Here is a 19525-nt window from a genome sequence, read left to right on the forward strand (position 1 = left end):
ATTTTTTTAATTCTTTTTTAAGAATTGTTTACATTCTGTTATGCAAAGTTTTAACACTTATCTGAAGTATTATTTTTTACTTAAGGCTAATTTGATTCCTAGTAAAATAAAAAGAACTCCTGTGGTTTTATCCATCCAAAACTTCACTTTACTGTTCTCTCTGATCTTGTTTGCCAGCTTGGCAGAAAAGAATGCCAGCATCATGCACCATATTGTACCTGTAGCTACAAAAGTTAACCCCAGAATTATGAATGGAATGGCACTTTTAGCATATTCGGGATTAATAAATTGTGGTAAGAATGCCAGAAAAAAGAGAGCAACTTTAGGGTTAAGTAGATTGGTTAAAACACCTGACATATATACTTTTAAGTAGTTTTTTGTTGTTTCTTTTCCTTTAATTACTTCAGCAATAGCTGTTGATTTTGTTAGCAATGATTTAATCCCTAAATATACAAGATAAACAGCGCCAGCATATTTAACAATACTAAATGCAGTAGCAGATTTTGCTAATAAAATTGATAGTCCAAGAGCTGCAAAAAAACAATGTAAAAGAGCTCCCGAAGAAATCCCCAGAGCAGAGATCACTCCAGATTTTTTTCCTTGCGAAATACTACGCCCTAAAATATACATAGTATCTGCTCCAGGTGTGAGGTTAAGTAGTATTCCTGCTAAAATAAAGGTTCCAAAATTAAGAATGCCAAACATAGGATTGTATTAGATTTTGATTCAAAATTATACGAAAGAAAGGATATCAAGAAAACAAATCATTGGCTTATCTTTGTTTTTTCTGGAGAATATATCTTAATTATAACTAAAAACCAATGATTATGGTGAAAGACGATTTAGACTGGAAGATTTTAGAACTATTACAAGAAAATGCACGCTTGCCATTTGCGCACATAGGTAGAGTAGTGGGGCTTTCTCCATCTGCTGTGGCAGAACGAGTACAACGCATGGAAGATACAGAAGTGATCACAGGATATACAATGCAGGTAAATCCCGCTAAACTGGGATGGTCTCTTTCTGCATTCATTATGATGAGTGTAAATAGAATAAATTTTCAGTCTTTTACCGATGCACTGGATGCGGATGCGTATCCTGAAATGGTAGAATGCACCAGAGTCACCGGAAAAGACTGTTTAATAATGAAGTTTCATGTAAAGGACAGTAAACATCTTGAAGAAGTTATCAATCGTTTAGCACAACATGGAGATCCAACAACATTATTGATTTTGAATGAGTTGATGAAAAATGGCACGATAGGAAGATGTACCCATTAGTTACTTCTGTTTCTTTCATCATCATTTCCAAAACCTCTTTGTTTACTCTTTATTTTATTATTTCCAAATGTATAGGATAGTGATATTCTGGCAAATCGAGGGCTGTAATTTTGAGCATATACAGATTCTATACCATTTACTACAGAGGCTAGTCTACTGTAACTTGATGTATCTAATATGTCATTCAATAATATTGACAGCTGTAGTTTATCTTTAAACATACTTTGTTTTACTCCTAGATTTAGGTTGTAGGTTTCACTAATATCAAACAAGTTAGCTTTATGTGGTGAATTATATAAAAAGTTAACCTGTAATTTGGTGTTTTTACCTAATGTAAACGTATTATTTGTAGAAAAATAAAGCTGAAATCCATCTTCGGCATTAGCGTTTATTTTATTATCAATGACAGTTTTGTATCCAAGAACATATACCTGGTTCTGGCTTTTCCACCAAGGAAGCGTATTAAAAGAGAATGTTTCGCCAACTCCCCAATTATAACTTTTATAATAGTTTTCTCGTATCACAGCTTGTACTTCGGTTTCTTGATCTGCTGTGAAAATAGTACCAAAACCATCAGAGGTTACATTAAGGAAAGCATTGGTGGTTAATATATTATTGTAGGTATGATTAAATTCGAAACTATCTGTAAACGAAGGTTGTAAAAAAGGATTCCCTTCAGAAAAACTATTGCTATTGACATAAATTCTGAATGGATTTAAATTCCTAAAACCTGGTCGGTTAATACGTCTTCCGTAATTAAGAGAAAATACGTTATTATCATTTTTTTGATATGATATATATGCTGTCGGAAAAAACTTGAAATAATCGTTCGTATTAGTTTGGTTTAGAGTTTCTGAGAACCCTTCGGTAAATGTGTTTTCTACGCGTAACCCCAGTTGAAATTCCCATTTTTCATTGATCTTCTTAGAAGCATTAACATATAACGCCTGGATATTTTCTGTGTATTCAAATTGATTGGAAGCTATAGGATCAAAAATAGGAGTACCTGTCTCTGTAGTAAAATTTTGTAAACCATTTATGGTTTTGATAAAACTAAGCTTACCACCATATGATAAATTAACAGATGGAAAAGGGTGTTCGACATCTATTTTTGCACTAAAATTATCTATACGTTGATCCGATAAGTTCATAGCTGCATAGTTGATCCCAACAAATTCACCGTTTGGTAAGAACGTATTCACTACATTGTCTTGTTTTAGGTTATTGTCATAATCAAAATAATCAATATCAAAAGAGATTTTTCTATCAAGGGTATCCAGTGTGGTAATCATATGTAGGTTATACAGGTGGCTATTTACCTTTCTGTCAAAAAAACCTGTATTATCTAATATAGAATCCAGTTGATTGGTTGCATTAAAAATTTGAGTAGTGGATTGTACAGCATTATCCGGAGTGTTTTGATTCCCAAGGTATTGTGCTCCTATGATAATATTATCTGTAATGTCATAATCTATTGATAAACGCCCTGATATATTATCTTTATTTGCTTTGTTATCCATATCCAATATCCATGGACCATTGGGATAAAACACATCTACTTCTTCTATTTCTCTATTGTTTCCTTGAGTACCATTAGCACTTACAGAAAATCGTAATTTGTTTTTGTTATAAAAAAAGTTGTTACGTAGTGTAGTAAAATGGTATGTATTCTGATTATAGGACAGGGTAGTGGTATTTTTCCAGGAATTTCGTGCTCCTTTTTTATAAACAATATTAATAAGTCCACCATTTCCTGCAGCTTCATATTTAGCTGGTGGATTCGTAATGATTTCTATTTTCTTAATATCACTTGCTGCTATGGCATTTAAAAAGTCTATTAGTTCTTCTCCGGATAGCTGTAATAATCGTCCATCAACCATTACACGTGATGCACCTCTACCAATCATACTCAAGGTATTATTCTGGACGGTGACCCCTGGAGCTATTTTAAGAGCATCTAATGCGTCTCCGCCACTGGCAGCAATACTATTTTCTACGTTAAACACCAAACGATCTGGTTTACGTTCTATTACTTTTTTGGTTTTGGTAATCACCACTTCATCAAGGCTGGTAGTACTGCTCTCGAGGGTAATATTACCTAAATCTACAACGCTATCTAGTACGATATCCTTTTGCCATTCGGTATATCCCATAAAACGTATTGCCAGTGTATAAGTTCCTTCTTTTGCCATTAGGGTGAAGTTTCCGTTTTCGTCGGTAATTGCACCTGTAATTACTGCACCATCAGATCCTGGTGTAGATAAAATAACATTGGCAAAAGCTATGGTTTCTGTTTTACTAATAACTTTTCCTTTGATTTCTAGTTGAGAAAAGCATAAGAAAGGAAATAAAAACAATAAAGAAATAAAAATAGATCGCATCACAATTTTATATTTAAGATTAATTATGAAGCAAATATCATTTTTGAATACAACCTGTGCGACCGATTAAAATAATCGAACGCTTTTGATCACCAAAAATGAGTTCGACTTTTTTCAAGCAAACGTTCGACTTTTTGCAAGACTCTGATTATGAGTTGTTTTTTCTGTATTGAGTAGGGGTGGCGTTAGCGTATTTTTTAAAAGAAGTGTTGAAAGAAGATTTAGAATTAAAACCTACTTCATACAAGATTTCGAGAACAGTTACTTGTTTTTTAGTAGGATCTTTTAAAATATCCATTGCGTGTTGTATACGATATTCATTTACAAAATCGAAAAAGTGCTGATCCAGGTGATGATTGATCAGAATCGATACTTCTCTAACGGGTAGTTGTAGATCATCTGCCAAATTCTGTATAGTAAGTGTGGGATTCAGATAAGGTTTTTTGTCGATCATATACGTTTTTAATTGTTGTATTTGATCCTGAATCACTTTATCGTCTGGGAGATTGATTACTGTTTCATTCTTTGTAATCATATTTTCTACCGGAAGTAATTTAGAATCAATTCCTCTAAAAATTCCCGGATCATATAATGCTTTTAAAATTAACCAACATATAAAACACAGGACTAAAAACACAACAATGATTCTGGCAATATTTACGGTTTGGAAATCATCATTAAAAAACTTAAATATCGTTTTAGAAGTACTAACGACATAGATAAAACTAGAAATAACGTTTAGCTGAAACAACCATTTATGTTTTGCTGTTGTTGCATTAGAGTAGTTTTCCAGCATTACCTTCTTAGATCTTTTTAGGATAACAAAAATGGCAATAATATAAGCTATAACCTGAATATGACCAATAATCAAAGTGGAAATGGATTCTGGAGTTAGCAAATAATTATTCATAAAAGAAAGTTTGGCTTCCGAGCTTCCCAAATAAAATCTGGGAATTATTATCAAGGTATTTATCACAAAAGGAAGACCATGTAACAGATGTTTTGGTTTCAGCTTAAAATCAGTATAGATAACCGATAAGACAAAAAGATAAAGCACCGGGCTTGAAAAAAATGGAAGATCCATACGTATCATTTCCAGCGTTAGTGGCATATCTATAAACCGATGATAGAAAAAAGAGCTGATATCGATGGCCACAAGAATAAGAAAAGCAGCAATAAGTCGATTACTGGTTTTGTTTTTGGTTTTTACAGTTAGTAAGAAGATGGCAAAAAGTGATGATATAAAAACAATCATCAGGCTTATAATGCTAAGAATAGCGTAGTTATCCATTTAATAATTTAATTCTTGCGTTTACCTTTGATGATATATAGGTTTTGAGAACCATACGGGATTCTCATAATTTCATCAAATATACTAACTATATTAAGATATCTCATGTAGTGCTCTATTAAGACTGCGTAGTGTTATTCCTAAATAATCGGCTATATCTTGTTTAGAAAAAGCCATGGCTTCATCAGAAGAAAATTTCATTAATTTTTTGAGGTTATATGCAATAGGATATGATTGTTGTTGGGATGCTCTAATCGCAGTATCTCGTACTTTATTGGCTAGTGCTCTTAATAACAATATATTAAGTTCGGGGTGATTTTCCAGTAGCGTATAAAAATCTTTGACATCAACCTGGTATCCAGTAACCTCTGTTATCGTTTCTGCATTGCAAAAGCTAATAACATCATTAAAGATTTCTAATTCTCCAAGGATTTCACCAGTGCTAAAAAACTCCTGGATGAAGTCTCTACCATTATCTTCGTTTACATAACATTTTACTACGCCACTTTTTATAATGAATATAGAGGGTACATATTTTCCTTGAATAATAATTTTTTCTTTTGAAATAAACTTCTTCTCTTTTACCATAGTGCTTGCAGAAGATTCTGATAGTTGCGAAAAGAAATCTAATAATTCTTGATTGATCCTAATCATTTGAAAAATGCTTAAACAAACAGTCTTTTTGAGTTAAAAAATGATGTACGTGCAATATACTAAAGAAGTAGTATGATTATATAGATATTTTGATTCAATTATAGATTTTGGATCAGACCTGAAAACGCGAGATACCTTATCTCAAGAAGAGTATATCACTACCTTAATCTCTCTAAAGTTACATCACATTGGATTACACCTAAAAAGGGTAAACCCCTGACTATTAATAGGTGAATCCCCCTTTTTTGAGAGACGAACCCATTGTATCTTGATAAAAATTTAGTTGTAATGACTCGTTTGGAGGCAGACATATAGCTGAAAAGAAAATAATATGCTCGAAAAGATATACATACAAATACCTGCATATCGCGATAAGGAACTGTCTAATACCGTCATTGACCTTAATAAAAAGGCTAAACATCCCGAAAGACTAAGAATCGTAATTGCATGGCAACATGGAAATAAGGAACAGCTTAAAAAAGAAGTTTTTGACTATGGCAATGTCGAAATTCTTGATATTCACTATAAAGACAGTAAAGGTTGTAACTGGGCACGTAATTTACTCCAGAAACAATGGAAAAATGAAGCCTATACTTTGTATTTGGATTCTCATCATAGGTTTGTAAAAGACTGGGATGAGGAAACCATAAAAATGTTTAAAACCTTAAAAGAAGAAGGTATAAAAAAACCAATTATTACGGCATATCTCCCTTCTTATGATCCCGAAAATGAACCCGATGGAAGAATGAAATATCCTCTTAAAATTTATCCTTTAGAGCGAGATAAGGGACTTCTCACGAAGTTAACAAGCTATCCTATTCCTCATTGGAAAAAAATTAAAAAACCACTTGCCGCACAGTTCATCTCATTACACTTTTTGTTTGCTGATGGTTTCTTTAATGAGGAAATTCATTTTGATCCAGAGATCTATTTTTTTGGAGATGAGGTTTTAACAAGCCTTAGAGCGTATACATATGGGTATGACTTGTTTCACCCTCATATTATTTTGGGATGGCATTTATACGATAGAAAAACAAGAACACCACATTGGGATGATCATACTTCATGGTATAAACAGGAAGAGATGTCTTATAATAAAATGAAAATAATCTATACAACGAATATGACTTCTAATACTATACTTGGGCCCGATAGAAAAGTGATTGAATACGAAAAACATATCGACCTTAAGTTGTATGATAATGCCATAGAAAATGAAGCAATCAATATCTGAAATATTAGAAAAGGATAAAATCGTATGTATTGATGATTTTGTACCGGCATCGATGTGTACGACAATATTAGAAGAACTCGAATATTCTTTTTGGAAACGTAGTACGGTAATAGACCCAAGGGTACATAAGAGTCATCTTAGCAATACCCGGATTAGTAAAAGTGCAGATCAGGTGTTATTTACAGATACACTTATAGAGGTAGTAAAGAAAATAGAGGAAGATATTACATCATTATTTGATGTGAACCTAAATAAACTAGAGCACTGGCAAGCCACAAAATATGCCAAACACGGTAAGTTTGATTATCACTACGATAGTGGGGCCTGGAGTGAGCATTATGCAGGAGAACGAAAGAAAACCTATTTGTTATACCTCAATACGCCTAAAAAAGGAGGGGCTACACATTTCAAAAATTTAGATATCAAGGTTAAACCAAAACAAGGACGGTTATTGGTCTGGGATAATTTACTGCCAGACGGAAATTGTAATTATAATATGTTGCATGCAGGACTACCAATTCTTAATGGTAAAAAAACAACATTGGTTACCTGGGAAAGACAAAAAGAAATACGATAAAAACTCTAAAATTGAAACGCATATGACAAAAAAAATCAAAAACTTAAAAGCCGAAGACTCTAAACTATCTCATATACGAGATAAGAACCTTATTGTTTCTGTAAAGAATCAGGAGAAAATTATAAAGGATGTTATAAAAAAGCATGGACCTATTATTGATCTTGAAAAAGACCCACAATTACTAATTGATATCCTTGTTAAGTTTAAACCTCAGTTTTATGGGCCCGATGGAGGATTACCACCGGGAGGAGTACCTGATCCACCACCACCGCCAGGACCATCTTCATATAGAGGTATTGAAAATGTGCATCTTATGAAAGAAATTCTAAAACTGAATAAGAAAATGAGTAGTATAAAAAAACGACTCAAGTAATCTTTAACCCGGATTGTGCAGTAGATTTTCTAATGTATAATTCGGGTTTGCTATGTATTAACCTGAGTTCGATTAATCTGAAATGTGTCAGTTTGAGTGATATTCTGTTAAGAATTTTGTATCGAAAACAAGCATTTCAATGCTAAAAACCTATTCTCGATACAAATTTTACTCATTCTAATCGTAAAATTCACTCGAATTGACAGTTTTTATGCCCCTGAAATATTAATCAGGTTATTAGTATCAGACCGAGCTTTTCTAAACCTATATAACCATCAAAATAAGTAAACAAACCTTCAGGAAGGCCCGGTTTGATCAATTCATTTTAGAAATGTATTATTGCAAGGTATTCTCTTTGGGGTAATACATTCTTTTTCTTTTTAGCCCTATGATTAATCCAACTATACCAACCAGAAAGCAAACTCCTGCCCAAAAGAAAGGATCGTAACCGTCAACTAGTATTCTATAGATAAAAGTGAATAGAAATAGGGTAATTCCAGTTATTTTCCAGATTTTATCTTTTTCAAACCTTTTATTTTTATCAAATATAGGAGGGAGATTGATGATAACCTTTAGCTCATTCCAATCCCATAAAATCAGGAGGATATTAGCCAATAGTATTAATCCTGTAATCACAGGAGTATAGGCAAAATAATAGGATAAAGTAATTATAAATATATTCGTGATTATAGGTAGATTAAGTAATGCTCCCAGTTTAGCATACTTTTGTGTCATTAGTAGACATCCCGCGATGAGTTGGCCAACGCCAATAAATTTCCAATATAGGCCAGATTGATACATAGTTTCAAAAAAATGCCAGGCCGTATCAATAGGTTCCGATGCTCCACTTACCGATGTAAATCGTTTCCCTTTGATTTTGATAAGACTAGCAAAAACAAATGCTCCACCGATCATATATCGGGTATAAATGATAAAAACCTGTAACCATAGTTTTTCCTTAATGTTATTCATGATGCATTGTTTTTATATTATCCCATCTTTAATTCTTCAATTGCAGCTATGTGATGATCATCGTGTTCTGCAACAAAAAGAAACAAATCCATGGTACGCATTGGTGTTTTTAACCTGGGGTGCAATGCGTGTTTATAGATTTCCTTTTCGGTAAGTTGATGAAGTTGGTTTACAGTTATTGTACGAATAGCCAAGAATTCTTTAAGTAAATCATTACTGTCTCTTAGATTGTGCTGGGCAAAATCTGTTTTTTGGTTTTGCAGATCGGCTGGTCTCAATTCTATTTTATCGGTTAAAATATCATTAAGTCTTCCTTGCCAGATGGGCTCTAAATCGATCAGGTGTCCAATGTTTTCCTGGATCGACCATTTTCCGTTTTTTTTATGAGTTAGCTGTTCTTTTGTGACAGAGTTTATAGTGTTCCTAAGGATAATGGGAGCTTCTTCCAGTCTTTTGAGTAGTAAAGGGAAGATATTTTCTTCAAAAGAGAAGTCAAACTTTCGATCAAACCATTTTTCTCGTTTCATAGATTTATTCTTTTTAATTTAGGCTTCAGATGTGATGATTATTTTTCCAAGAACCAGTCCTTCTCCAAAATACTGAAATGCTGAAATAGCCTGGGATAATGGATAACATCTATCAATAACAGGTACTATTTTTCCGGCATCACGTAGTGCCAGCATATGACCGATATCTTCTTTATTCTGTTTATGCATCAGGAGTCCCATTTTCTTATTAGTGATTTTGGAGATCAATGGACCGCAAAAGAGAACTTGCAAAAGTCTACGCATAGAACCACCTGCCATAACATATGCTCCTTTAGGTTTAAGTATACGTTTAAAGTCAAAAACAGAGCGATGTCCCACAATATCAAAAATCAAGTCGTATTGCTGTTTGTTTTTAGTAAAATCTTCTCTGGTATAATCAATAACATGATCTGCACCGATTGATCTCATCAGGTCTAGTTTTCTGGTGCTGTCTACACCAGTTACTTCGGCACCCAATGATTTGGCGATCTGTATTGCAAATGTACCTGCACCGCCGCCAGCACCATTAATCAAAACCTGTTGTCCGGGTTTAATCTCTCCATTATAGCGAAGTCCTTGCAGGGCGACAACACCTGCTTGTGGTATAGCCGATGCTTCTTCAAATGTTATATCTTCAGGTTTGGGTAAGAGTAACTCCTGATCTACACATACATATTCTGCAAAACCTCCCCAATGCAAAAATATATCTCCGAATACTTCATTACCGGTCTCAAACCGGGCGACTTTATTTCCTACAGCAATAACCTGTCCGGAAATATCAGAACCAAGAATATGATATTTAGGTTTTATAAGGCCCCATATACGAGAAAAGAAAGGTTTTCCCTTCAGTAGTTCCCAATCTGATGAGTTGATAGCAGTTGCACGAATTTTGACCAATACTTCGTTTTCCTTAGGGGTAGGTACAGGGATTTCTTTAAGAGTAAGTACATCAGATGAACCGTATTTGTGATACATCAGAGCTTTCATTTGAGTATCCTTTTCTATACTATACCCCATGCGTATTTATGATTTATGATTGGTGTGTATGTATAGGACGATTACCTCGGGGTATTGTTACAATACTACTTTTGAGGCAGTCTAATGTCGAGAACAAACTGTTTCTCCTATCATAATGAGGTGATTCTCTAAACTCTTATTCGGTCTGGTTTTGTTTTTTCTGCTCTATTTTTTCGATCATGTTTAAGGCATTCGTATTTTTCTCATTAAGGCTATACGATTTTTTGTAATTTTCTATGGCCAGATCCAGATCTCCGATCTTCATACAGGCTTCAGCATAACTGTCATATACATTAGAGCTTTCGGGATAGAGTAGCATATTGACTTTAAATATATCTTGCGCCAATTTTAAGTTTTCTGCACCCATAAAACGATATCCTAATCGGTTTAGATTATTTTCTGAAACAGCAGGATCATCCGCATTGGTTTTCATCACTTCCTGATATGCTTTCAGACCTTCTTCAAAATTACCTTCTTCAAGAAACTCAAAAGGAATCTTTTCGTCTTCTTTCATCAATACCAGAGTAGATTCAACTGTTTTTTTCATAGGATGTATAAGTAGCATATTCAATTGTCCACTTTCTGCATCTGTTGTAAATTGAATAGGTTGATTGTTTTCTCTACTAATATAGATACTATCAGATACCTTAAATAAAGCTACTGGTTCCGCGCCCATATCTTTTCTGAATAACTGATTATTAGTATGGTATATCTGGATGAGGTTATCATTTTTTAAACGATAGCGACCACTAATTTCCTTAAGTTGAGCAGCATTCATTTCCATTTTTTCATATGTTGGTACAAAATCATCCCACGAATAGGAAAGTGCTACCGATCGAATCAATTCTGAAATAAAATCTGGATGATTAGAGTTGGTTAATACAACTACTCCGTACCCTTTATCTTTATGCGCTATCATTTCACTTGAAAATCCTTCGTCCCAGCCTCCGTGGCCAAAGTAGATTTCGTCTTCCATTTTATTTATAAAGATGCCTAATCCACTAAAATCTTCTACAAACGGAGTTAGCATTTTGGTAGTCATATCCTGGGATAATGCAGCTTTACTTTCTCCTTTTAATGTCTGCTGTATATTAACAGCAAATTTACCCAGATCCTCTGCAGTAGTCCATAATCCTGCTGCGGCCATTTCTGGATAAGTATGTCGTTTCCCTTTGGTCATAGAACCATCTGGCAAATAACCGGTTGCGGCCATTTTTAATTGCTCACTTTGTAAAGGTTGATCATATGTACTATTACTCATTTGTAAAGGCTGCAATACCAACTCACTCATAAGTTGTGGAAATGGTTTTTGAGCAACATCGATCATCATTTGTTGCATCACTGTATATCCTCCTCCAGAATAACGAAAACTCTTTTCCGGGATTTTATCTACAAAGATAGCTCCAGAATTAGCTGGAGATTCCCCATTTAATACTTGTACCAGTGTGGGTACAGGTAGGTCAGGGCTGTACCCTAAAAAGCCATGTACGGTTAATCCTCCAGAATGGTTAAGAAGGTGCCTGAGCGCAACTTTCTTTTCTTTAGTGAATTCACTATCTGGTAATTTCCAGGATTGTAAATAGGTATTTACATCTTTATCGAGATCAATTTTACCTTGTTCTACAAGCGTTAATGCTCCGTATGCTGCTACAGGCTTACTAATAGAACCTGCCTGAAAAAGTGTTTGATCGGTAACAGGAGATTTAGTTTCCTTATCCATAATACCATAGCTCTTTATCCAATCGATCTTATAATCTTTAATAACTGCAATGCTTACTCCCGGAACCCCGTAATGTTTCATACGTTCTTCTATAGTCCATGTCGAATCCCCCTTGATATATACGGGATGACTAAGGTTGGTTTCTACCAACTTTACATGATCAGGCGCTACGACTGTTTCTGGAGTAGTAGAACAAGAAATAAAAAAAGAAAGAACAGGGAAGAGGAATACGAGTTTTTTCATGATAAGTTTGATTGATGATTGTATTTGATTCGGTTAAAGTTAGTAAATATAATAAAGGATAGTATTAGTCATCATTTTTTAGGTCAAAATTAATAAGAACAATAGGATCTTTGTCTTCTATCCCTCCGGCTGCGGCATAGGCTTTTCTTGCCGCAGTATTAGAATGTTCTGTTGCAAGCCAGGCTTCTTTACAATCTAATTGTATTGCATAATCACATAAATACCTGGTGATTTTACGTCCAATACCTTTATTATGGTATTCGTCGAGTACAGAGACTTCATCTATAAAGAATACTGGATCTTTATCGGGATGAACATAATGAAATCCCGAGGCCATTGCGACAATTTGAATACCATCATAGGCTAGTACCATATGATGTCTGGGATCTTTTAGAAATTCTTTGGCCCGGTTTGTTTTTATGGGGTGATCAAACAAGGCATCTCCTACCTGCTCCATAGCAGAGAGGTCGGCTTCGGTAGCTAATTTTAGTGCTATATGTTCTAACATGATTGACAATATGTGTTTATACCAATGTACTCTTTTTTTGAGTACAGATACCTCTTTTTTGTCTTGCAAATCAAAAACTTAACATTGAGAGCATCTCTAACTATGCATTCTATAACAATTATAAATGCAGGTAACAAAAACAAGTTCCCTCATCAAGAAGGGGCGTTTACTCATTTGTGATTTTATTAACATAGCCTATGTGATATTTTTAAGTATAACTTAAACTCGGATTATGAAAAACTCAACACTCTACAGTAGTACAATTCATCGATATCTTTTCTCAATACTGTACTTATATAGGAGATAAGTACGTAATTATATCACATAACATAGTTCAGTATAACAATCCCACTGTTACAGAAGGGGAAAGGGTTGTTATTAGTAATAACACACAAAGAGAATTGTATATGGATTGTATCATCAAACATATCAAAATCATAGAACGAATGGATCAACTTATTCGTTTACAGGCTACTGGATCACCAGAAAAATTTGCGCAAAGATTAGGAATATCAAGAACCAAACTCTATCGAATGATTAACCTTATGAAACAATTAAATGCACCGATCGAGTATGGTGCAACTATTCAAAGTTATGTATATACAGAAGTAGTTGGATTTACTTTTGGGTTTTATAGAAGAAGATGAAAAAGAGTATGTGTCAATATACGTGATGTTTTAGGATAAATTGAATACTAAAAAAATGTATTTTCGCCTTCTTTTAAAACAATTGATATTTGGCTACAACCTCTCAGAATATATTTTTAACGAAGAAAGAAAAACTTCGATGTATACAATGTGGTAAACGCATTCTTGTTGGGAAATCATTTGTAGCAGAAAGCGAAAAACACAAAGGAACCTGTTTTAGCTGTTCTCCGTTTGGTGGGTATGTATTGTTACCGCCTGGCGATGCCGCAATGACCCGTAGATCTAAGAAACATTCTACCTTGTGTGGAGTAGTATGGGCATGGAATCAACGCCGTAAACGCTATGAGCGACAAGGGCAGTTGGTGGAAGAAATCGCAATAGAGAAAGCAAAAATAGAATGTGAGAAAGATCAAGGTATCCGTGCAGAAAAAAATAGAAAAGCAGCTATAGTAAGAGAACAACAAGACAAAGAATATATTATTAATTTCGCCATCGCTATTAGAAGACGATATCCTAATTGTCCTGTAAAACGAGAGTTTGATATAGCAAAACACGCTTGTGAGAAATACAGTGGCAGAGTAGGACGTACAGCAAATGCTAAGGAGTTTGATGATAAAATGATTGATCTTGCAGTAGAAGCTCATATACGACATGCCGAAACTAATTATGACGATCAATTTGGTAAAGGGAAACGTAAAAAAGAAATCCGAAAAGAAGTACGATCAGATATCAATCAGGTATTAAAACACTGGAAAAAGTAGTGTTCAAAAAAGAGGCATGCTCATAGGGTCAAATAAAAAAAACAGACTTCACATAGAAGTCTGCTTCTTTACTATCAATACTGTGAATTCTCTATCGGTATACTGAGTACGCTATTACGCAAGAATTACTTTCTCTTTCATTACATGTCCAAAATACGATGTTGGCACTAATAAAAGCAGCTCCGGCAGAACTAGTTAATTGATTTACGTGTGCCTGTAGATCATCTTGATAGTGATCTAAATTGATATCTCCATCACCGTCAACATAATAGATCATACTTTTGTAGTGTGTAGAAACAGCTCCTGTTGGTGGCCATACACGAGGATACGTAGTACATTCTTTTACAAAACGCTCGAACTCAGATGACGCATCATCGCTACATCCTTCATCTCCGTGAAGTGTACAATTAGCCTTAGCTTGGGCAGGAACAAGTTTACTTAATTCCTCTGCTGTAGCCTGGCGATGTTCTACAGTACCTACTAATTCCAAATATGGATTAGTCTTAACAATTTCTGGTTGTTCTGTATTCGTTTCACAAGAGGTAAATAATACTAGGAATACTAATAGACTTGATAAGATTTTTGAGTGTAATTTCATTTTATATTATTTATTGGTTAATACTTCTACTAAATAACTAATTATCTGCCTGATAATATTCGGTTTGTATTTTAAGAATATGTAAAGAAACCAATTCGTTTTCTGGGGAAATTTCACCTATTTATAATGATAAATTAACAAGTAAATAACGTACTGTATTTTGAGGAAAATGTTTATACTATTGGCTATACATCATAATTTACTTGACACCTAGAGTTTATGCAAAGAGCGGCACAATCTCTCTATTGTCGAAGCATATTAATTGCTGGATTATGGAATGAACTATTTTGAGACAGAACCTCGATAAGTTCTTTAAATTAAACACTCGATCATCTACGGTAGCACCATATAAAGTTATGTTTATACACCTGTTGTGCATTTAAATAATCTTTTAACTGAAATCTGTCAATTCGAGAGCTTCGACCATAGGAAGAAGTGTATCGAGCCCTTCGACACGCTCAGGATGACAAGGATTTGGGATCAAAAAAGCTATTCTCGATAGTCCTGCTGAGCTTGCCGAAGTGCAATTTTTCTTTATGTCATCTCGAGCGCAGTCGAGAGGTCACTATGAAAAACCACTCGAATTGACGCTTTTTTTATAGTACTAGTTTAAAATGCACAACGAGTGTTTATACAGAAAAAGTTGGATTTAGATTTATATTAGACGATACAAATGATTATAATGAATATAAATAAGGAGTAAATATGCCGGTTGTTTTTCAGATTACAGATTAATTATTATATTATGGCTGTTGTATATTTAGGGAATACTATAAAAAGAATTACCTCGGGTATGTTATTTCAATAATTGGAAGGAATATGTACTTCGAAATGCTTAGCAGAGTAAGGTTGTTGAGCCCTCCCTTAGCATAGAATGATAAGGATTTTATCAAAAAAGGTATCTAAATATACAACTAGCACAACAACTTATATAATGTAACGTTTTAGGGGGCTTAAAATATATACACATAGTATGGGATATATAAAGGATTCTCCTTTCTACAAAGATGCAATACATGAATTTAATTACCCTAGTGGTAATTATTACCTGTTTGATACTTTTGTTGTAGCAGAGATTAATGAAGGAGTATTATTTACCTGGGATGATCATGCCAAACCAATTACTGAAGAATTTACCCATCTGTATGATAATAACGGTGAAGATATTGTATATATATCCAACCGCGTGAACTTGTATTCTGTAAAACCGAGTGATTGGGTTAAGTTTTTTAGGAACGGCTACAACCTAAGAGGATATGCCGTGGTAAGTTATACCTCCAGGGGGATTTTTAATTCTTTGATAGAAAAACTCTTTATGCGAAACAGTTTCCAGAGCTTTGATAATCTTGGAGATGCCATTACATGGGCAAAAGAACTAACTCAAAAAATAGAGGTAGATTCTGAAAATGAGCAAAGCGCATAAGTATATTTTTTTCTTTTCTTATTGAGCATTTAGTCACGTTCTGCATTATAATACGTACCAAAAATCCTATCCCAGATCACAGTATAAAACCCAAAATTGTATTTTGAATACTCATGATGGTTTCTATGAAAAACATTATTACCAAACAGTAAAACTCGTTTATTCGAAGATGTATTTAGATGTGATAGTACTCCGATCAACCAATTAAAGAATAGAAAGAAAATAAAACTATAAAAATTAAGTGGCAATAAGAACGGAAGTAGGGTTAGGATACAACCAAAAAGAATAGCTTCCAGAGGATGCATCACATAGAGGCTAATCTCATTAAAACTATAGTGCTCATGATGTTTTTCATGTGCTAATGTAAATGGCCAAACGTAGTGAGAGGCATAATGAAATACGTACATTACAAAATCAACAACCACAAAGAGTAGTATAAAATCCCGTATAAGATTAGTATCGGTAAATGTAATGTTGGAGTTGATAAAAAGTAAGTACCCGGGAATTGCAACGAGTACATTAATTACCATAATCACAATAGATAACGTAACATCTTTCTTTTCGATGGGTAACTTTTGATGGCTATAAAAAGAAGACCAAAGAAAACTAATCAGTATAGTACATAAGAACATCGCTATATTAGCGATAAGTAGTAGCCCCCAAAAATAGAAGGGATTATACAGTTTATAAAGATGATCTAACGTTTGCAATAGTATCGATTGTAGCTAATGTACAAATCTAATGGATTTTTTTATATTAATATCCAGACTTCGGCTTCGCTCAGTCCTCGGAAGAGGATAATGCTTCCCTGAATTAAACAAAAACGAAAATAGCGATCACTGAGCGTAGTCGAAGTGTCGAAAGGTGAGAGCTCAGTATAAACAACCAGACAATTTTATTATCAAAAAATGACAGGAATCATTATTTCGTAAGTGGGTGTATTGTATTTTTATCAAAAATCAGGAATATAAACAAAAACAATATCGATTATGGAATTTATGGAAATCAAAGATAACCAGGGAACTATTCATTATATCAACCCCAGTCATATTTCGGCTATTTGTGAAATAGGAGGTGAGTGCAAAATTAATTTGATGGGACAGGATTATATGATCACTCAAGATACTTTGAAAGAGTTCAAGCTTCATCTTACTTCTTTTAAGCATTAGTAATCAACCGAACTCTGATTACTACAGAATACCGGGCTTCGACTTCGCTCAGTCCTCGAAACGAATAAAGCAACGAACTCCGCGGACCCCGAGCGTAGTCGAAGGGTGAGCTACCACACTGAGCCCTTCGATATACTCAGGGCAGGCTTGCTGAAGTGGCGAAGGGTACAATTTTGAAATACATCCTCTACACATCCTATAAAGAGGAAGACACTCCCGATAGTTGGACGCAACTATCGGGAGTGTTTTTTGTTATGCTTTTGATGATTGTAACAAACTATTGATTTACATAATTACCAAAAGGAATTCCTATGCTGAAACCTAATGCATGAGTGCTTTCGCCTCCCAATGTTTTTTCGTGTATTTCTCTCCACTGTAATTCTACACTTACTGCTGCTTCATTATTTTTTCCTTTAAAATAGAACGGAATTCCTAATTTCCAGGTTGATGCCTCATACTCGCCAAGAGAATAATCAAAAGAGGCACTTAATCCAAAAAACTGATTAGGAAAAAAATAAACCAAATCACCTTTAAAGTTATGCGTGATAAAAGAATCGTAATCACCAATAAATTTGTTTTGAGTACTTAGTTCTACTGGTGTAGTAGGAGTATTGTCGGGTATGGTGGTAAATGTTCTTTCTTTAAGAATATTAGCTGCTATAGAGTTATTCATAAAACCTTTATATTCTCCTGTTAACTGTAGAGTACCTTTGGTTAAGGATTTAAAATAACCACTTAAAGAGCCTTCCCATGCTACAGGGTAGTATTTTTTGGTTTCCGCTTTTGTAGAAGATTCCTCTTTATAAACTTCATATTCTGTAAGACTAACCGGCATATACACACGAAATGATGTCCAGGATTTTCTATATCCAGTAATATAATTTCCGGTTTTAATAGTTTCAGCTTCATCTTTCAAGGTTTCTTCATATGCCTTTTTTACGGTATTGATATACACTTTATTTTTTTCATCTTCTATATCAATAGTATTATCAAGAGATTGCTTTTTTTGCAAGGCTAAAGCTCTTTCTTCACTAGACTCATAATACTTTTTGTATTTATACTGTAATGCTTCATCTAATAAGTATTGATCTCTAAAATTTTGGATTTTAGAGGCATCCTTATACCATATGTTTCCTTTAAAAAGCTTAGTGAATTTAACAAATACCCCAATGTTATTTTGTATGTCATTATCTACTGCGAGGCTAGAAAAATTATCTTCGATATCTGCCTGTATACCCATACTCCAGATGGTGTTTACATAATCTGTACCACTGGTAGTAGTATTATCTGGACTTATAGAATAACCTAAGGTTAATCTATTATCTTCTTCCTCTAAAGTAGCAAAAGCCGATCTGGTTGATAAATCAGAGGCCTCTGTTAATAGTTTATTGATCTCTTGATTAAAAATAATATTTAATGCTTTATAATGCATGAATTTTTCTGGATCATAAGTATCATCTTCATAAAATTGTTTAACATCTGTTTTAAATTTATCTATTTCTGCTGTAGTTTGAGCATTAATAGTAGTAATGATGATTAATAAAAGAAATACTAGTGTAATGGTACGATTCATTCTGTTCGTTTTTTAGTGTATTCAAAAATAGCTATTAGATGATATTAAATGAAATACCCAATGCAGGGTATATTGTTATAAGATTTTGGGGGATATTTTAGGAGGCATGTGATTGACACCCTACCAAGTGTAAATTAAATACATTTACCAGTTACGAAATTGGGGATTTCCGTAACGAGTATAGTATGTAACTTAATGAAGAGTCAAGAATTAAAACTCCTTCAACCTTATATTTGATTCAATTACTAAAGTACCATTAATTCAATTATCCCTGCCAGAAGAACTCTCTCTGTGTGTTTCAAAACCACATACAGTTCTTTCGAAGTTTTTGGCTTTTCTAATAGAAACTTTTACAATAGAATCTTTGCAATTTTTTAACCCTGCGCAATCTTTTTTATAATGATAGCGTTTACTACTCATGCTATTACAGATATATACCATTTGTGGGGTTTCTCTAGTATTTTCTTGATTTTTCTCTTCATTTTCTTTTTCTTCCTGACTGTATATAGAGCAGGAGAGAAGCATTGCTGTGATGAATAGTATTGTTTTCATGGTGGTGTAGTTGAATATTCATATA

General features: G+C 34.0%; 21 protein-coding genes. 8 read left to right on the plus strand and 13 right to left on the minus strand.

Annotated features, from left to right (window positions below; genetic code table 11):
• Positions 1–69: 69 nt before the first annotated feature.
• Positions 70–705, minus strand: a complete 636-nt coding sequence (locus tag DG435_RS00925; RefSeq protein ID WP_106793032.1) for a LysE family translocator — start codon at positions 703–705, stop codon at positions 70–72.
• 122 nt (positions 706–827) lie between these two features.
• Here DG435_RS00925 and DG435_RS00930 point away from each other — a divergent pair, with 122 nt between their 5' ends.
• On the plus strand, positions 828–1280 hold the full coding sequence (locus DG435_RS00930) for an Lrp/AsnC family transcriptional regulator (RefSeq protein ID WP_159025611.1): 453 nt from the start codon (positions 828–830) through the stop codon (positions 1278–1280).
• On the opposite strand, the gene DG435_RS00935 is transcribed toward DG435_RS00930, so the two are convergent.
• The 3 genes from DG435_RS00935 to DG435_RS00945 form a co-directional block, all read right to left on the minus strand.
• Positions 1277–3661, minus strand: a complete 2385-nt coding sequence (locus DG435_RS00935) for a TonB-dependent receptor domain-containing protein (RefSeq protein WP_106793034.1) — start codon at positions 3659–3661, stop codon at positions 1277–1279. The genes DG435_RS00930 and DG435_RS00935 overlap by 4 nt on opposite strands.
• A 148-nt stretch (positions 3662–3809) precedes the next feature.
• Complete coding sequence (locus tag DG435_RS00940; protein ID WP_106793035.1) at positions 3810–4952, minus strand: AraC family transcriptional regulator; 1143 nt, start codon at positions 4950–4952, stop codon at positions 3810–3812.
• Positions 4953–5045: 93 nt separating this feature from the next.
• Positions 5046–5606: a Crp/Fnr family transcriptional regulator gene (locus DG435_RS00945; protein ID WP_106793036.1), complete on the minus strand. Its 561-nt coding sequence runs from the start codon at positions 5604–5606 to the stop codon at positions 5046–5048.
• A gap of 331 nt (positions 5607–5937) precedes the next feature.
• Here DG435_RS00945 and DG435_RS00950 point away from each other — a divergent pair, with 331 nt between their 5' ends.
• The 3 genes from DG435_RS00950 to DG435_RS00960 are packed head-to-tail and all read left to right on the plus strand — an operon-like array spanning position 5938 to position 7790.
• On the plus strand, positions 5938–6840 hold the full coding sequence (locus DG435_RS00950) for a GlcNAc-transferase family protein (protein ID WP_106793037.1): 903 nt from the start codon (positions 5938–5940) through the stop codon (positions 6838–6840).
• Complete coding sequence (locus tag DG435_RS00955) at positions 6821–7417, plus strand: 2OG-Fe(II) oxygenase (protein ID WP_106793038.1); 597 nt, start codon at positions 6821–6823, stop codon at positions 7415–7417. The genes DG435_RS00950 and DG435_RS00955 overlap by 20 nt, the downstream gene beginning before the upstream one ends.
• Before the next feature lie 22 nt (positions 7418–7439).
• Positions 7440–7790: a hypothetical protein gene (locus DG435_RS00960; protein ID WP_159025612.1), complete on the plus strand. Its 351-nt coding sequence runs from the start codon at positions 7440–7442 to the stop codon at positions 7788–7790.
• 336 nt (positions 7791–8126) lie between these two features.
• Here the strand turns inward: DG435_RS00960 and DG435_RS00965 are convergent, their stop codons facing one another.
• The 5 genes from DG435_RS00965 to DG435_RS00985 all read right to left on the minus strand — a co-directional run bounded on the left by DG435_RS00965 (position 8127) and on the right by DG435_RS00985 (position 12777).
• Complete coding sequence (locus DG435_RS00965; RefSeq protein WP_106793040.1) at positions 8127–8762, minus strand: hypothetical protein; 636 nt, start codon at positions 8760–8762, stop codon at positions 8127–8129.
• A gap of 17 nt (positions 8763–8779) precedes the next feature.
• Entirely contained in the window at positions 8780–9289 is a 510-nt protein-coding gene (locus DG435_RS00970) for a DinB family protein (RefSeq protein ID WP_106793041.1), read from the minus strand.
• An 18-nt stretch (positions 9290–9307) separates the two neighbouring features.
• Complete coding sequence (locus DG435_RS00975; protein ID WP_234387114.1) at positions 9308–10306, minus strand: NAD(P)-dependent alcohol dehydrogenase; 999 nt, start codon at positions 10304–10306, stop codon at positions 9308–9310.
• Between the two features lie 136 nt (positions 10307–10442).
• Positions 10443–12269, minus strand: coding sequence for a serine hydrolase (locus tag DG435_RS00980; RefSeq protein WP_106793042.1), 1827 nt, complete (start codon positions 12267–12269; stop codon positions 10443–10445).
• Positions 12270–12333: 64 nt separating this feature from the next.
• A complete protein-coding gene (locus DG435_RS00985; protein WP_106793043.1) occupies positions 12334–12777 on the minus strand; it encodes a GNAT family N-acetyltransferase in 444 nt (147 codons plus the stop codon).
• Positions 12778–13184: 407 nt separating this feature from the next.
• Between DG435_RS00985 and DG435_RS00990 the strand changes: the two genes are divergently transcribed.
• Both DG435_RS00990 and DG435_RS00995 read left to right on the plus strand, forming a co-directional pair.
• Positions 13185–13424: a DNA-binding protein gene (locus DG435_RS00990; protein ID WP_106793044.1), complete on the plus strand. Its 240-nt coding sequence runs from the start codon at positions 13185–13187 to the stop codon at positions 13422–13424.
• An 89-nt stretch (positions 13425–13513) separates the two neighbouring features.
• Complete coding sequence (locus tag DG435_RS00995) at positions 13514–14185, plus strand: DUF2293 domain-containing protein (protein ID WP_106793045.1); 672 nt, start codon at positions 13514–13516, stop codon at positions 14183–14185.
• 91 nt (positions 14186–14276) lie between these two features.
• Here DG435_RS00995 and DG435_RS01000 read toward each other — a convergent pair whose 3' ends face one another.
• A complete protein-coding gene (locus tag DG435_RS01000) occupies positions 14277–14783 on the minus strand; it encodes a hypothetical protein (RefSeq protein ID WP_106793046.1) in 507 nt (168 codons plus the stop codon).
• Between the two features lie 973 nt (positions 14784–15756).
• Between DG435_RS01000 and DG435_RS01005 the strand changes: the two genes are divergently transcribed.
• Positions 15757–16206 (plus strand): hypothetical protein, encoded by a 450-nt coding sequence (locus DG435_RS01005; RefSeq protein WP_106793047.1) that lies wholly within the window; start codon positions 15757–15759, stop codon positions 16204–16206.
• 29 nt (positions 16207–16235) lie between these two features.
• Here DG435_RS01005 and DG435_RS01010 read toward each other — a convergent pair whose 3' ends face one another.
• Positions 16236–16916 (minus strand): sterol desaturase family protein, encoded by a 681-nt coding sequence (locus DG435_RS01010; RefSeq protein ID WP_108840540.1) that lies wholly within the window; start codon positions 16914–16916, stop codon positions 16236–16238.
• A gap of 279 nt (positions 16917–17195) precedes the next feature.
• On the opposite strand from DG435_RS01010, the gene DG435_RS01015 reads away from it, so the two are divergent.
• On the plus strand, positions 17196–17375 hold the full coding sequence (locus DG435_RS01015) for a hypothetical protein (protein WP_106793049.1): 180 nt from the start codon (positions 17196–17198) through the stop codon (positions 17373–17375).
• 277 nt (positions 17376–17652) lie between these two features.
• On the opposite strand, the gene DG435_RS01020 is transcribed toward DG435_RS01015, so the two are convergent.
• Together DG435_RS01020 and DG435_RS01025 are read right to left on the minus strand one after the other, a co-directional pair.
• Positions 17653–18948, minus strand: a complete 1296-nt coding sequence (locus DG435_RS01020) for a hypothetical protein (protein ID WP_106793050.1) — start codon at positions 18946–18948, stop codon at positions 17653–17655.
• A 261-nt stretch (positions 18949–19209) separates the two neighbouring features.
• Positions 19210–19500: a hypothetical protein gene (locus DG435_RS01025; RefSeq protein ID WP_106793051.1), complete on the minus strand. Its 291-nt coding sequence runs from the start codon at positions 19498–19500 to the stop codon at positions 19210–19212.
• Positions 19501–19525: the final 25 nt, after the last annotated feature.

Origin of the sequence: Aquimarina sp. Aq78, assembly GCF_900299525.1 — a bacterium.
GTDB lineage: Bacteria > Bacteroidota > Bacteroidia > Flavobacteriales > Flavobacteriaceae > Aquimarina.

What these genes read in the sequence shown, in the direction of transcription:
- DG435_RS00925 (WP_106793032.1), bottom strand. Translation starts at nt 705, where the DNA reads ATGTTTGGCATTCTTAATTTTGGAACCTTTATTTTAGCAGGAATACTA.
- DG435_RS00930 (WP_159025611.1), top strand. Translation starts at nt 828, where the DNA reads ATGGTGAAAGACGATTTAGACTGGAAGATTTTAGAACTATTACAAGAA.
- DG435_RS00935 (WP_106793034.1), bottom strand. Translation starts at nt 3,661, where the DNA reads ATGCGATCTATTTTTATTTCTTTATTGTTTTTATTTCCTTTCTTATGC.
- DG435_RS00940 (WP_106793035.1), bottom strand. Translation starts at nt 4,952, where the DNA reads ATGGATAACTACGCTATTCTTAGCATTATAAGCCTGATGATTGTTTTT.
- DG435_RS00945 (WP_106793036.1), bottom strand. Translation starts at nt 5,606, where the DNA reads ATGATTAGGATCAATCAAGAATTATTAGATTTCTTTTCGCAACTATCA.
- DG435_RS00950 (WP_106793037.1), top strand. Translation starts at nt 5,938, where the DNA reads ATGCTCGAAAAGATATACATACAAATACCTGCATATCGCGATAAGGAA.
- DG435_RS00955 (WP_106793038.1), top strand. Translation starts at nt 6,821, where the DNA reads ATGAAGCAATCAATATCTGAAATATTAGAAAAGGATAAAATCGTATGT.
- DG435_RS00960 (WP_159025612.1), top strand. Translation starts at nt 7,440, where the DNA reads ATGACAAAAAAAATCAAAAACTTAAAAGCCGAAGACTCTAAACTATCT.
- DG435_RS00965 (WP_106793040.1), bottom strand. Translation starts at nt 8,762, where the DNA reads ATGAATAACATTAAGGAAAAACTATGGTTACAGGTTTTTATCATTTAT.
- DG435_RS00970 (WP_106793041.1), bottom strand. Translation starts at nt 9,289, where the DNA reads ATGAAACGAGAAAAATGGTTTGATCGAAAGTTTGACTTCTCTTTTGAA.
- DG435_RS00975 (WP_234387114.1), bottom strand. Translation starts at nt 10,306, where the DNA reads ATGGGGTATAGTATAGAAAAGGATACTCAAATGAAAGCTCTGATGTAT.
- DG435_RS00980 (WP_106793042.1), bottom strand. Translation starts at nt 12,269, where the DNA reads ATGAAAAAACTCGTATTCCTCTTCCCTGTTCTTTCTTTTTTTATTTCT.
- DG435_RS00985 (WP_106793043.1), bottom strand. Translation starts at nt 12,777, where the DNA reads ATGTTAGAACATATAGCACTAAAATTAGCTACCGAAGCCGACCTCTCT.
- DG435_RS00990 (WP_106793044.1), top strand. Translation starts at nt 13,185, where the DNA reads ATGGATTGTATCATCAAACATATCAAAATCATAGAACGAATGGATCAA.
- DG435_RS01000 (WP_106793046.1), bottom strand. Translation starts at nt 14,783, where the DNA reads ATGAAATTACACTCAAAAATCTTATCAAGTCTATTAGTATTCCTAGTA.
- DG435_RS01005 (WP_106793047.1), top strand. Translation starts at nt 15,757, where the DNA reads ATGGGATATATAAAGGATTCTCCTTTCTACAAAGATGCAATACATGAA.
- DG435_RS01015 (WP_106793049.1), top strand. Translation starts at nt 17,196, where the DNA reads ATGGAATTTATGGAAATCAAAGATAACCAGGGAACTATTCATTATATC.
- DG435_RS01020 (WP_106793050.1), bottom strand. Translation starts at nt 18,948, where the DNA reads ATGAATCGTACCATTACACTAGTATTTCTTTTATTAATCATCATTACT.
- DG435_RS01025 (WP_106793051.1), bottom strand. Translation starts at nt 19,500, where the DNA reads ATGAAAACAATACTATTCATCACAGCAATGCTTCTCTCCTGCTCTATA.